Below are 12,916 nucleotides of genomic sequence, written 5' to 3' on the forward strand. Positions count from 1 at the left end.
ACGTTCAGCTCTGCGTCTGAAGGTGGCGGAGCTGCTCGCGGACGTGGTCCAGGGCGCCCTCCCGACGGCCCGGCACCCGGCCGCGCAGATCCGCGAGCGCCGGGCCGAGATCGCGGGCCCGGTCCCGGTCCGTGATGCGCCCCCACTGGTGATGGGCCCGGTCCACGGCCGCCTCCACCGGCACCGCGTCGGCCGGCTGCCCCGCGGCCAGCCGCGCCGCCGCGACCGCCATCCAGGTACGGCAGCTGCGCTCGGCGTCCCCCGCGAACATCGCCAGGTCCGCCCGCACCTCGGACCAGTGCAGGGCCTCCTCCGACCCCGCCCCCTGCGCCAGGAGAGCGGCCTGCTCCCAACGGGCGGCGAGAGCGTCGGCGGCGGGGTGATCACCGGCCTGGACGGCATTGGTGATGGCGGCATGGGGGTCGCCGGTCAGCCCGTCCGGGGGCACCCCCTCCGGGGCAGTTCGAGGACGAGGCCGTTCGGGCCGAACCGGGGGTCTGGGGACGAAGCCCCCGGGGACGGGACGGGAAGGGGCCGCGGGGGCGGAACCCACCCCGGACCCGCCGCCGGCACCCGCACCCGCACCCGCACCGCCACTCCACAGCACCAGATCCCCCACCTCCCCCTCTCCCGCGATCCGGGCCAGCGCCATCTGATGCAACTGCTCCAGCCCCGGCCGCCCCCCGCTCCGCAGCACGGTCGCCACCGCCTTCATGTACGTGGGCGCGGCCACCTTCCGCCGCCCGGCCGGCGGAGCCACCCGCCCGTACACGGCGACCCCCGGCCCGCACTCCAGCCCCCGGCCCCGCAGCCACCCCCACGTCTCCGCGTCCGCGTGCAGGTCGAGCAGCAGCGTCGTCGTCCCGGCCGACCGTAGCCGCAGCTCCTCACGGAACCAGTGCCAGGGGAAACCGGTGTAGCGAACGGTCGACGGCGTCGTACGGGCCAGCGCCAGATGCGGCAGCCGCTGCCTGCGGTCGAGCTGGAGCTGACCGGTGACGAACACGGTCAGCGGTCCGGGGGCCGCCGCCGCGGCCCGCAGCCGGGTCAGCACGGCCTGCGGCTCCAGCGGGTCGGCGAGTTCGACGACGTTCGCGGTGTCGGTGCCGGCCAGCACGGCGGGCGGTACGGCCGCGAGCACGGGGAGCACGGACGCCGCGTCCACCAGGCATCCCCTGCCCACGGGTGAGGCCGCGAGCAGCAGCACGGTTCCGGGCATCGTCCCTCCCCCTGTCGATCACGTACGTCAGCACCGTAACCGCTGCTGCTGCAAAGGGGGGCCTCAGGTCTGCAAACGTCCCCCTGCGGGGCCTTGGTCGCCGTCCGTGCTCCCCGCACCCCGTCGCCGCACCGCGAAGATCGTCGTGTCGTCGATGAGACGGCCCCCGCAGTGCCGCAGTGTGCGGTCGCGGACGTAGGCGACCAGGCGGCCGGGTTCGGCGGTGCGCGGCTCGCGGGCGAGGCCGGCGGCGACGTCGTCGGCGAGCGGATAGAAGGCGCCGGTGCGGTCCCGTGCCTCGGTGACACCGTCGGTGACCAGCAGCAGCGTCTCCTCGGGGGCGACGGCGGCGCGCAGCACCGGCGGGGGGTCGCCGGAGGTGAGTTCGGCGAGGCCGAGCGGGAGTCCGCCGGCGTGCGGCAGCCGTCGTACCCCGCCCGGACCTGCGGCGAGCGGCGCCTCGTGGCCGAACACGACGACCTCGACCACCCCCTGCTCCTCCGCGGGGAAGCCCAGCAGGACGGCCGTGGCGAAACGGTCCCCGTCGGCGCGGCCGAGCGCGGCCGTGTGGGCGCGGTGGCGCCGCATCCGGACCTCCAGCCGGTCGGCGACCGTCGCGAGGTCCGCCTCGTGGTAGCCGGCCTCGCGGAAGGTGCCGAGGAGTGCGGCCGCCGCCTCCACCGCGCCCAGCCCCTTGCCCTGTACGTCGCCGAGGAGGACGCGGGTGCCGTGCGGTCCGGGCTGGATGTCGTAGAAGTCGCCGCCCACCCGGGCGTCGGCATCGGCGGCCAGGTAGACCGCGGCATGGTCGAGGCCGCCCCAGCCGGGCGGCAGCGGGCGAAGCACCGTACGGCGGGTGGTCTCGGCGATGTGCCGCATGTGCAGCATCCGGCGCTCGCCGCGCACCCGGACCGCGGCGGCCAGGACGGAGAGGACCCCGCCGACCAGGACGAGGACGAAGTCGGCGGGGCCCTCCCGGTACTGGTAGGGCCAGGCGGCGTCCGCGCCGACGTAGGTGACCATCGCCAGCACCGCGAAGAGGGCCGTCGTCCACACCCCGCACAGCGCGGCGGCGATCGCGGCGACGAAGACGCACCAGGAGACGATGCGGAACTCTCCGCTGGTGTTGAAGTCGACGACGGCGATGGCGACCAGCGTCAGCAGCGGCACCAGCCAGGTGACGCTGTGGCCGCGGAACTGAAGCAGCTTCTGGCGCTCCAGGACGTCCCGGCCCGGGGCGCGCGGGTGGCGGGCGAGCAGCCCCTGGCGCCCTCGGTCGCTCACCGCTTCAGCGAAACACGCTCGCGCGGGGGCCGCATCCCGGCCGATCCCGGTCGGCGCCCCCGGGAAAGGCACGGCGCCCCCGGGAAGAGCGCGGAAACCGCATCCCACCGACTTGCCACCGCCCCTCCCCAGGTGTGCCCTGGAAGCCGGGGGCGAGGAGAGAGGAGTGCTCCCATGGCTCATGCGGCACCCACACCGGGCATGCGGACACCCGGCACGCGAGCCCCGTCCGGGACCCCGTCCAGGGCAGGCGAGGCGACCGATGTCTTCGGTGAACGGACCCACCTGGTCATGAAGTGGGCGGTGCCCGTCGTGCTCGGGCTCGTCTTCGGCTACTGGGCCGCGGCGAACCGGCGCAGCGCCGGGCCGATCACCGGCTGGAACATCCTGTTCGGCTTCGTCGCCGCGCTCGTGTTCATCGCGCTGTACGTCGCCGTCCGCGCCGTGGCCCCGCGCCTGCGGCGCGAAGTGCACGCCCTGATGTGGGCGGTGTTCGCCGGCTGTGCGATCGGTTTCCTCATCAACCAGAGCGGATCGAGCGTGCTGTACTCCGCGGGCGTCGCGCTGGCGGTCACGGCGGGCTTCTTCGCGGTGATGTTCTACCGCTACTACACGCACGAGGACGCGCAGGGACACCACCTCGGGTAGCTCCCGTCCCCTGCCGCGCGTGTGCGTGGGCCCCGGCGGTTCTCGCCGGGGCCCACGTCTTCCCTCATCCCTCGACTCACCGGGCGAGCGGGGTCCACACCCACCCGTCCGACGAGGTCTCGGTGGCCCTGAAGGTCCACGAGCCGCCTTCTCCCCCAGATCCATGAGACACCCGTTCGGGTGAACGCTCCACCGGAGGACGGAACCCCCAGGTCCGGCGCGAGCCACCCGACTGGCCGCCCCCGCTCGCGCGCCGGGCCCGTACGCCCTTGCCTGGAGGCGTGTCCCGACGTCTGCGGACCGCCGTGTCGGCCGTCCTGATCGCCCTGTCCTGCCTCCTGATGCCCTTCGGCGCACTGGCGGCCTGGGTGGCGTACGGCCTCACGGACACCGGCCGGTACGTCACGGCCATGGCGCCGCTCGCCTCGGACCCGGCCGTACAGGACGCCGTGGTGGACACCGTCGGCGACGACATCCTGCGCAGGGTCGCCGACGAACGCGGCCCGCTGCACCCCGAGATCACCCCCTTCGTGCAGGACGCGCTGCGCTCCTTCACCCACACCCGCGCCTACCGCACCGCGTGGGAGGCGGGCAACGAGGCCGCGCACACCGCCGTGATGTCGGCCCTGCGCGGGGACCGCGACCGCGAGGTCACCGTCGACCTCGCCCCGGTGGCGACCCGCGTGCGCGCCCAACTGATGGCGGACCACGTGCCGTTCGCCGAGCGGGTGCCGCTCGCGCACACCCGCGTCGCCCTGCTCCCGGCCGATGAGCTGGCCACCCTCCGGAAGGGCTACCACGTGCTCGACCTCGCCGGTTTCTGGCTGCCCCTCGCCGCCGTCGTCCTCGCCGTGACCGGCATCGCCGTCGCGGCCTGCCGCCGCCGCGCCCTCACCGCTGCGGCGCTGGGCACGGCGCTGGGCGGCGCGTTCCTCGGCCTCGCGATCGCCGTCGCCCGCCACCTCACCCTCACGGACCTGCCCGACCAGGCCCGCCGCCCCGCGGCGGCCGCCGTCTACGACGCGCTCACGGCCACCCTGAGCACCGCGTCCTGGTTCCTGCTGGGCGTGGGCCTGACGGTGGCGGCCGGGGGGTGGCTCACGCGGTACGTACGGGTGGGCCGCCTGGTCCGCCGCCGCCGGGCGGCCCCGACTCCCGTACCAGCCACGCCAGTCGGCGCAGCGCCCGCTCCAGCTCCCCCTCCGTCGCGGACGCCAGGCCGAGTCTGACCGCGTCCGGGGTGCGGTGCGGGTCGACGGCGAAGGCGGTGCCGGGGGTGACGGCGATTCCGTGCGCGGCGGCAGCGGCCGTGAAGGTGTCCGCCCGCCACGGCGCGGGCAGCTCCCACCAGGCGAAGTAGGCGTGCGGGTCGGTCCGTACGGCCGGCGTGCCCAGGTGGGCCGCGAGGATCCGCTGCCGCCGGGCCGCGTCCGCCCGCTTCGCCGCCACCAGCCGTTCCACGGTCCCGTCCTCGGTCCACCGCACGGCCGCCTCCAGCGCGAACCGCCCCGCACTCCATCCCCCGGACCGCACGGCGGCGGCCACCGCGTCGACCCGGTCCGGCGGTACGACGAGGAAGCCGGCGGTCAGCCCCGGCGCGACCCGCTTGGACAGGCCGTCGACGACGTGGGTCAGGCCGGGCGCGTGGGCGGCGAGCGGGATGGCGCCCGGCCGGAGGAAGGACCAGATGCGGTCCTCGACGACGGGCAGCGCCAGCTCCACCGCCGTACGGGCGAGTTCGTGCCTGCGTGCCTCGCTCATGGTCAGCGAGGTCGGGTTGTGCAGGGCCGGCTGGACGTACAGGGCGGAGAGGGGAGCGGCGCGGTGCGCGGCGCGCAGGGCGTCCGGCCGCAGTCCCTCGCCGTCGCCGCCGACCGGCACGAGCACGATCCCCAGCCGCCCGGCGATCTCCTTGACCAGGGGATACGTCAGCTCCTCCACGCCGACGCGGCCACCCGGCCGGACCAGGGAGGCGAGCGCGGCGGCGATGGCCTGGCGGGCGTTGCCCGTGAAGAGGAACCGTGCGGGCTCGGGGCGCCAGCCGGGGACGGTGAGCAGCCGGGCCGCGGCGTCTCGGGCGGCGGCGGTGCCGTCGGCCGCGGCGGTACGCAGCGCCTCGGTCAGCACGTCGGCCCGCAGCAGCGGCGCCAGTCCGGGCGCGAGCAGCTTCGACTGGCCGGGCGCGGAGGGGTAGTTGAGTTCCAGGTTGACCGGCGCGGCCGTGGCCGGTTCGACCAGGGCACGCCCCTCGGGGGCGGCCGGCGCGGCCCGCACGAAGGTGCCCCGGCCGACCTCGCCCACCACCAGCCCGCGACGCACGAGTTCGCCGTAGACGCGTCCGGCCGTCGACGGGGCGATCCGGTGTGCGCGCGCGAACCGCCGCTGGGGCGGCAGCCGCTGCCCCGGCACGAGCCGCCCCCGCGCGATGTCGTCGGCGATGCGATCGGCGATGACGCGGTAGTCGCTCACGGCTTCCCCCTCCGGTTCGGCATTGCACCGAGGGCAAAGATCTTATTGCACCGAGGAGTTGGCGGACCTAGGGTCGGCGCATGGCACCCTTCCTCGCATACGAGGACGAAGGCACGGATACCGCAGGACGTATCCCCCTGGTCCTCGTCCACGGCCACCCCTTCGACCACACGATGTGGGCCCCGCAACGGGAGGCCTTCGCCCCCGCCCGCCGCGTCATCGCCCCCGACCTGCGCGGCTACGGTGCCTCCCCGGTCACCCCCGGCACCACCCTCCTCTCCCGGTTCGCCCAGGACATCGAGGACCTCCTCGACGACCTGAAGGTGGACACCTTCGTCCTGGCCGGGCTGTCGATGGGCGGCCAGATCGCGATGGAGTGCTACGACCGCCTCGGCGACCGCGTCCGGGGCCTGGTCCTCGCCGACACCTTCGCCGAACCCGAGACCGCCGCCGGCAAGGCCGCCCGCAACACCCTCGCCGACCGTCTCCTGGCCGAGGGCATGCACGGCTACGCCGACGAGGTCCTCCTCAAGATGGTCGCCCCGCACGCCCCGCACGCCGTCAGGGCGCACGTCCACCGCATGATGACGTCCACACCCCCCGAAGGCGCCGCCGCGGCCCTCCGGGGCCGGGCCGAGCGCCCCGACTACCGCCCCCTCCTCCGCCGCGTCACCGCCCCCGCCCTCGTCGTCGTCGGCGCGGACGACGAGTTCACCCCGGTCCGCGACGCGGAAACCCTGCACGCCCTCCTCCCCGACGCGACCCTGCATGTGATCGACCACTGCGGCCACATGCCCAACCTGGAGCTTCCGCAGGAGTTCAACGCGGTGCTGGGGGAGTTCCTGGAGCGCGTGGACAAGGGGTGACGCGGCCGGTGACCCGGCAAACCCTTGGCCCGCCGGCCGTCCCCGCCTCTACCGTCACCGCATGAGCGACACGACGACAACGACGACGACCCTCTGGCGGCCCACCGGGCCCGAGGAGCTGGCCCTGGTGGAGGCCTCCGGGTGGCGGAGGTGGCCGCCGCGGCTGCCCGAGCAGCCGATCTTCTATCCCGTCCTGAACGAGGACTACGCGATCCGCATCGCCCGCGACTGGAACGTCCCGGCGTCCGGGGTCGGTTACGTCACGCGGTTCGAGGTGGAGAGCGACTTCCTCACGCGGTATCCGGTCCGGCAGGCCGGGGGAGAGACCATCCTGGAGCTGTGGGTACCGGCGGAGGAGCTGGATGAGTTCAACGCGCACATCGTCGGGACCATCGACGTCGTACGGGAGTTCCGCTGACCTGCGACGGGGGCGCGGGCGGATGTCCGGGGCGTGGTGCGCCGGGCTGCTGTTCGCCGGGGTGAGTGCCGTCGTCGCGTGCCGGGCGGCCGACACCGACGCCATGACCCCGGTTCCCCAGCTGCTCGCGTTCCTGCCCTGGCTGCTCGTCCCCACCGGGGCCGGGCTGCTGCTGTCGCTGCTCGCCCGCTGGTGGACCGGGCTGGTGTGGGGCGTCGTCGTGCTCGGCCTGCTCGCCTGGTTCATCGAGCCGTACGGCAACGCCGACGAACCCGAGGGACTCGCCGTCGCCCGGCTGCGCGTGCTCGCCTCCAACGTGGAGTTCGGCTGGGCGACGGACGCCCTCGTCACCGCCGTACGACGGGAGAAGCCCGATGTCGTGTTCGTGTCGGAGTGCGAGTACGGCTGTCAGGCCACCCTGCGCGGAGAACTCGGGAAAGCGTTTCCGTACCGGCAGGCCGTCGAGGGGGACACCTCCGTCGGGTCGGTCATCCTCAGCCGGTACCCGCTGACGCCCGCCCCGGTCGTGCCCGGCGTGATGGGCATGCCCGGCGCCGTCGCCGACGTCGACGGGCGTCCCGTACGGCTCCAGCTCGCGCACCCCAAGCCGCCGCTGCCCCGCCAGGTCACCGTGTGGAAGCGGGAGCTGGGGCGGCTGCGGGACTTCGCCGACGACCACCAGGGCGACGGGCCGCTGATCCTCGCCGGGGACTTCAACGCCTCCCAGGACCACGCCGCGTTCCGCCGGATCCTCGACACCGGACTGCGCGACGCCGCCCGGCTCGCGGGCAGCCCCCGGGAGCCGAGCTGGCCCACCCGCACCACCCCCGTCTTCGGCACCCAGATCGATCACGCCCTCGTCTCCGGGGAGTTCTCCGCGAGCCACGCCCGCTTCCTCGACCTCCCCCGCACCGACCACCGCTCGCTGCTCGTCGACGTCACCCTCCACCAGCCCCGATAGGCCCGGCGGCGGACGGCCATACTGAGCCCATGTCCCGCGACCTTCCCATCGGCCTCACGCCTCCCGACTGGCTGGTGCGGAACCTGCGGCCCCAGCAGGCCCCCGTCAACAAGCCCGCCGTCGCCCGCGCCGCGCTCGCCATGGCGCTGCCCCTGCTGATCGGACTGGCGCTCGGACAGCCCGAGTACGGTGCGCTCGCCTCCATGGGCGCCCTCTCCGGCGTCATCGGCGACACCGCCGACGCCTACCGGATACGCATCCTCAACATCGCGATCCCGCAGGCGTTCGGGGCGGTCGGCATCACCCTCGGCGCGGCCGTGTACGGCCACGGCTGGCTCGCGGTGACCGCCGTCACCGCCGTCGCCCTCGTCTCCGGGATGATCTCGACGATCGGCGCCGTCGCCTCCGTGTCCGGGTTGCTGCTGCTCCTCAACTCAGTCGTCGGCGCGGGCCTGCCCATGCCCGGCGCGTGGTGGCTCGCCCCCGTCCTGATGACCGGCGGCGGCCTCCTCGTCCTGCTCCTCGCCCTGCTGGCCTGGCCGCTGCGCTCCGGCGTCCCCGAACGCGCCGCCGTCGCCGGCACGTACCGCACGGTCGCCGGCCTCCTCGCCGCCTCCGGCAGCACCGCCCCCGGCGCCTACGAGGACGCCCGCTACGCCGTCACCCAGTCCCTGAACCAGTCGTACGACCTCGTCCTCGCCCACCGCGCCCGCCACCACGGCCGCAGCCCCGACCTGACCCGGCTGCTCGCCCAGTTGAACGCGATCACCCCGGTCGTCGAGGCCGCCCCCGCCGCCCATCTCGCCGGCCGGCCGCTCCCGCCCGAGATCCCGGCGGCCGTACGGCATCTCGCGCAGGCCGTGGAGACCGGCTTCACCGGGCCGATAGGGCTCGGCCTGCCCACGCCCACCGAGGAGACCGGCCGCGCCGTCGACCACGCCCTGCGTCACACCGCCGAGGTCGTCGCCGCCCCCGACGTCGATCCGTTGGGCCTCGTCGACCGGCTCGGCCGCCCCGCCGCGCTCCGCGTCCGCGCCGCCCGCGCGGCCCACGACGTGATGCTCTCCGCCGCGTCCTGGCGCTACGGCCTGCGCCTCGCCCTGTGCATCGGCCTGGCCCAGGTCCTCGTGTCGATCGTCACCGTGCCCCGCTCCTACTGGGTCGCCCTGACGATCACCTTCGTCCTCAAGCCCGACTTCGGCTCCGTCTTCTCCCGCGCCCTGCTGCGCGCCCTCGGCACGGTCGCCGGCCTGGTCGTCGCGGCGGCGGTGCTCTCGCAGGTACCGAGGGGCTGGTGGGACGTACCCGTGATGCTCCTGCTGGCCCCGCTGATCCCCGCCCTCACCCCGCGCGGCTACGGCTACCAGACCGCGGCCATCACCCCGGTGATCCTGCTCCTCTCCGACGTCCTCAACCACCAGGGCACGGCCCTGCTCCTGCCCCGCCTGGTGGACTCCCTCATCGGCTGCGCGATCGCCCTGGTCGCCGGCTATCTGCTGTGGCCGGAGAGCTGGCACACACGGGTGGGCGACCGCCTCGCCGACGCCGTCGCCGACACGGCCCGTTACACGGAGTCCGCCTTCGGCAGCCACGTCGACCCCCCGGCCCGCGCCCGGATGCGCCGCCGCCTCTACCGCGACCTGTCCGTCATCCGTACGGAGTTCCAGCGCGCCCTGACCGAGCCGCCGCCCACCGGGGCACGTGCCGCCGCGTGGTGGCCGCTGGTCGTCGCCGTCGAGAGGATCGTGGACGCGACGACGGCGGCCCGGGTCCGTGTGAAGCACGGAGCCGAGCCGCCGTCCGAGGCGGAGATCACCCACGTGGCCCGCCAGCTGCGCGAGCTGTCGGACGGCCTGCGGGACACCGACGTCCTCTACCCCGTCCGCACGGACCTCACGGGCCCGCCGGACAGCGTGCTGGAACCCCTCCGCCAGGAGGTGGCGGCGGCGCGGACGATCGCCTCACCGCACCAGCCGTAGTCACCGGTGCTCCCCGTGCCAACGGGTGTCTCAGACGCCGATGTCCTCGCCGTCCTCGCGCCACACCGACACGACCGCCGGGCGGACGATCTTGCCGGGCCCGTCGGGCCAGGTGCTCTTCGGGTTCTCGACGGATGCGCCGTCCAGCTCGCCCGGGTGCTGCACGGCGACCAGCACCCGCCGCTCCTGGATGAGCGGACCGCAGGTCTCGGCGCCGGTCGGCACGGTCAGGAACTGCTTCAGCTCACCACGCCGCGAGCCGCGGGTGGCGACCCCGAACAGCCCGTCGTGCGAGCCGAGCTGCGCGCCGTCCGTGGAGATCCACAGGTTGCCGTGCGGGTCGAAGGCCACGTTGTCCGGGCAGGAGATCGGGCTGACGGCGTCCTTGGGGAAGCCCGCGAAGTACGTCGACGGGTCCGACGGGTCACCGGCCACGAGGAACAGCGACCAGGCGAACCTCGTCGACTCCGGCCGGTTCCAGCGCTCGGTCAGCTCCAGGACGTGCCCGTGCTTGTTGGCGTTGCGCGGGTTGGCCTCGTCCGCCTTGGCGTTGGCGCCGACACCGCGGTTGGAGTTGTTGGTGAGCGCCACGTACACCTTGCCGGTGACCGGGTTGGGCTCGATGTCCTCGGGGCGGTCCATCTTCGTCGCGCCGACCTTGTCACCGGCGAGGCGGGTGAAGACGAACACCTCGTCGGCGGTCATGCCCTCGACGTGCGAGACGGCGCCCTTCGCGGTGGCGGTCGCCAGTGGGATCCACTCGCCGGCGCCGTCGAACTCTCCGTCGGCGGGCAGCTTGCCGGTGCCGTCGATCTCGATCGCGGGGGAGTCGCCGGTGAGCTTGGCGACGTACAGGGTGCCCTCGTCGAGCAGCGAGAGGTTGTGCTCGCGCACCGAGCGGCTGCTGCCGTGCTTCATCCGCTTGCTGCCGACGAACTTGTAGAAGTAGTCGAAGCGCTCGTCGTCACCGGTGTAGACGACGGGACGGCCGTCGTGCGTGAGCCGGATGGTCGCGGCCTCGTGCTTGAAGCGGCCGAGCGCGGTGTGCTTGCGCGGCGTGGACGACGGGTCGTACGGGTCGAACTCGACGACGTATCCGAACCGGTGGGCCTCGTTCGGCTCCTGGGCGACGTCGAAACGCTTGTCGAAACGCTCCCACTTGCGCTCGGTTGCGCCGGTCCCGATCCCGTAGCGCTTGTCCGTCGCCCGGCCGCTGTTGGCGAAGTACTGGTTGAAGTTCTCCTCGCCGTGCAGGGTCGTGCCCCACGGGGTGGTGCCGCCGGAGCAGTTGTTGAGCGTGCCGTAGACCTTGGTGCCGGTCGGGTCGGCGGAGGTCTTCAGCAGGTCGGACCCGGCGGCCGGCCCGGTCAGCCGGAACTCGCTGGTGGCGGTGATCCGCCGGTTGAGGTGGTGTCGGGGGACGGCGACGAGCTTGCCGGTCCGCCGGTCGCCCTCGACGACGACCGCGGACAGACCGTGCGCGGCCCACGCGATCTCCACCTGCTGCCGGGTGGGGTTGGCGGCGTCGTAGCCACGGAACATGAGCACCTCGTCGGTGTACTCATGGTTGGCGACGAGCAGCTGCCGGTTCCGCTCGCCCGGCAGCGGCAGCAGCGCCAGGAAGTCGTTGTTGTACCCGAACTGACCCGCCTGCGCGGCCGCGGTCTGGTTCTCCGGGTCGAAGGCCGGCGCACCCCGCAGGATGGGCTCGCCCCAGCGGATCACGACGTTCTGCGTGTATCCGTCCGGGACGACGACGGCGTCGAGGGTGTTCGGCGCGACGCTGCTGTAACGCAGCCCACGAGCACCGGAGGGCTTGGACGGCTTCGTCGGCTTCGTCGGCTTCACGTGGTCGGCGGTGGCCGCTCCGGCGGGACGCGCGCCCCCGACACCGGCGGCACCGGCGGCGCCCGCCACGGTGACGACGGCGGCGGCGCGCATCATCGAGCGGCGGCTGAGCGCCCCGGCGATGACATCGCCGACGTACTCGTTGTCGCTGGTGTTGGGCACCTCGTGGAAGCAGGCGTCACCACACCGGAAACGACAGGTCATGGCAGAACGTCCGCCCGGATGGGACTGGGACGGCGTTCCGATCAACGGCAGCAGCTTGCGCACCTTTAATCTCCCCTTGCGTGCACTTGGTGTGAGCGTGACGGTAGGGGTACATATGTGCGGAGGCGCTGACGCCGGGTGAACGGTGAGTGAATCCGCGGCAGCCAGAAGGGTGTTCACCCGGTCGAGGGGCGGTATTGACACACCCGCCGTACGCCCACTCACCCCTGCCGAAGATCACCACCAGGGGCCGCTAACCTTACGTGTCCGTCCTGGCCAGGGATTGACGGGATCAACTCACGCGAAGGGTTGCGCACATGGGCATTCTCACTCTCCTGCGGAACGCATTCGGCCGTTCTCGCAAGGAGCGGACCGCAGAGGCGGAGGGTGCGGCACGGATTCCTTCGCAGACGGAACCCACGAACCACCCCGAGCCGCAGCCGACCACGACGACCCCCACGACGGTCGTCCCCACCCCCCCGACGACGGCCCACGTACCGGAGCCCCGCACGGCAGCAGAAGAACACGAACTGGTAGCAGCGGCCTTCGACAAAATCACGGTCCCGGACCCGACCCCGCCGTCGGCTCCGAAGACTGAGGAGGCAAAGCCGGCCACCGCGGAGGAGCCGGTCGCCGCGGAGGAGCCGGTCGCTGCGGAGGAGCCGGTCGCTGCCGTCACGGAGACGCCGGCACCTGAGGTGGAGCCTGAGCCTGTGGCGGAGACGCCGGCACCTGAGGTGGAAACCGTCGCGGAGACGCCCGCACCGACGGTGGAGCCTGTCGCCGAGACACCGGCACCCGAGGCGGAGCCCGTCACGGAGCCTGCCGCACCTGAGGTGGAGGAGCCCGTCGCGGAGACGCCCGCCCCCGAGGCGGAGCCCGTCGCCGAGGAACCGGCCGAGGGCGTGACCGAGCCGGTCACGGAGGAGCCGGAGGCTGTTCAGGTGCCCGAGGTCGCGGAGGTCACCGAGCCCGCGGCCGCCGACGGCGAGGACGCCCCACAGGGGCCACCCGCAGACG

At 73.8% G+C, this 12,916-nt stretch carries 9 protein-coding genes and 2 pseudogenes; 7 read left to right on the forward strand and 4 right to left on the reverse strand.

Annotated elements, in window-relative coordinates; genetic code table 11:
* Positions 1-4: 4 nt before the first annotated feature.
* Both ACFWJX_RS10585 and ACFWJX_RS10590 read right to left on the reverse strand, forming a co-directional pair.
* Complete coding sequence (locus ACFWJX_RS10585; protein ID WP_383239883.1) at positions 5-1,219, reverse strand: hypothetical protein; 1,215 nt, start codon at positions 1,217-1,219, stop codon at positions 5-7.
* Between the two features lie 63 nt (positions 1,220-1,282).
* The gene (locus ACFWJX_RS10590; protein WP_383239886.1) at positions 1,283-2,503 is read right to left on the reverse strand and encodes a PP2C family protein-serine/threonine phosphatase; all 1,221 of its coding nucleotides are present in this window, start codon (positions 2,501-2,503) and stop codon (positions 1,283-1,285) included.
* A gap of 174 nt (positions 2,504-2,677) precedes the next feature.
* Between ACFWJX_RS10590 and ACFWJX_RS10595 the strand changes: the two genes are divergently transcribed.
* Both ACFWJX_RS10595 and ACFWJX_RS10600 read left to right on the forward strand, forming a co-directional pair.
* Positions 2,678-3,151 carry a hypothetical protein gene (locus tag ACFWJX_RS10595; RefSeq protein ID WP_383239889.1) on the forward strand — a complete coding sequence of 158 codons (474 nt, stop codon included), beginning with the start codon at positions 2,678-2,680 and terminating at the stop codon, positions 3,149-3,151.
* A 281-nt stretch (positions 3,152-3,432) separates the two neighbouring features.
* Positions 3,433-4,368: pseudogene (locus ACFWJX_RS10600) on the forward strand (hypothetical protein); the annotation flags it as partial.
* On the opposite strand, the gene ACFWJX_RS10605 reads toward ACFWJX_RS10600, so the two are convergent.
* A complete protein-coding gene (locus tag ACFWJX_RS10605) occupies positions 4,250-5,620 on the reverse strand; it encodes a PLP-dependent aminotransferase family protein (RefSeq protein WP_383239892.1) in 1,371 nt (456 codons plus the stop codon). The pseudogene ACFWJX_RS10600 and the gene ACFWJX_RS10605 overlap by 119 nt on opposite strands.
* Before the next feature lie 80 nt (positions 5,621-5,700).
* On the opposite strand from ACFWJX_RS10605, the gene ACFWJX_RS10610 reads away from it, so the two are divergent.
* The 4 genes from ACFWJX_RS10610 to ACFWJX_RS10625 all read left to right on the forward strand — a co-directional run bounded on the left by ACFWJX_RS10610 (position 5,701) and on the right by ACFWJX_RS10625 (position 9,844).
* Positions 5,701-6,486 carry an alpha/beta fold hydrolase gene (locus ACFWJX_RS10610; protein WP_383239895.1) on the forward strand — a complete coding sequence of 262 codons (786 nt, stop codon included), beginning with the start codon at positions 5,701-5,703 and terminating at the stop codon, positions 6,484-6,486.
* A 61-nt stretch (positions 6,487-6,547) separates the two neighbouring features.
* Positions 6,548-6,904, forward strand: a complete 357-nt coding sequence (locus ACFWJX_RS10615) for a hypothetical protein (protein WP_383239897.1) — start codon at positions 6,548-6,550, stop codon at positions 6,902-6,904.
* Positions 6,905-6,926: 22 nt separating this feature from the next.
* Positions 6,927-7,865 carry an endonuclease/exonuclease/phosphatase family protein gene (locus tag ACFWJX_RS10620; protein WP_383239900.1) on the forward strand — a complete coding sequence of 313 codons (939 nt, stop codon included), beginning with the start codon at positions 6,927-6,929 and terminating at the stop codon, positions 7,863-7,865.
* 29 nt (positions 7,866-7,894) lie between these two features.
* Positions 7,895-9,844: an FUSC family protein gene (locus ACFWJX_RS10625; protein WP_383239903.1), complete on the forward strand. Its 1,950-nt coding sequence runs from the start codon at positions 7,895-7,897 to the stop codon at positions 9,842-9,844.
* Positions 9,845-9,874: 30 nt separating this feature from the next.
* Here ACFWJX_RS10625 and ACFWJX_RS10630 read toward each other — a convergent pair whose 3' ends face one another.
* Positions 9,875-11,959, reverse strand: coding sequence for a PhoX family protein (locus ACFWJX_RS10630; protein WP_383239906.1), 2,085 nt, complete (start codon positions 11,957-11,959; stop codon positions 9,875-9,877).
* Positions 11,960-12,213: 254 nt separating this feature from the next.
* Between ACFWJX_RS10630 and ACFWJX_RS10635 the strand changes: the two are divergent.
* Positions 12,214-12,916, forward strand: a pseudogene (locus ACFWJX_RS10635) (Toxic cation resistance protein); the annotation flags it as partial.

The organism is Streptomyces sp. NPDC058335 (assembly GCF_042723915.1).
In the GTDB taxonomy this organism is placed as follows: Bacteria; Actinomycetota; Actinomycetes; order Streptomycetales; family Streptomycetaceae; genus Streptomyces.

Bases quoted from the DNA above. Each gene is read 5' to 3' on its own strand.
- ACFWJX_RS10585 (WP_383239883.1), bottom strand. From the start codon at position 1,219: ATGCCCGGAACCGTGCTGCTGCTCGCGGCCTCACCCGTGGGCAGGGGA.
- ACFWJX_RS10595 (WP_383239889.1), top strand. From the start codon at position 2,678: ATGGCTCATGCGGCACCCACACCGGGCATGCGGACACCCGGCACGCGA.
- ACFWJX_RS10610 (WP_383239895.1), top strand. From the start codon at position 5,701: ATGGCACCCTTCCTCGCATACGAGGACGAAGGCACGGATACCGCAGGA.
- ACFWJX_RS10615 (WP_383239897.1), top strand. From the start codon at position 6,548: ATGAGCGACACGACGACAACGACGACGACCCTCTGGCGGCCCACCGGG.
- ACFWJX_RS10620 (WP_383239900.1), top strand. From the start codon at position 6,927: ATGTCCGGGGCGTGGTGCGCCGGGCTGCTGTTCGCCGGGGTGAGTGCC.
- ACFWJX_RS10625 (WP_383239903.1), top strand. From the start codon at position 7,895: ATGTCCCGCGACCTTCCCATCGGCCTCACGCCTCCCGACTGGCTGGTG.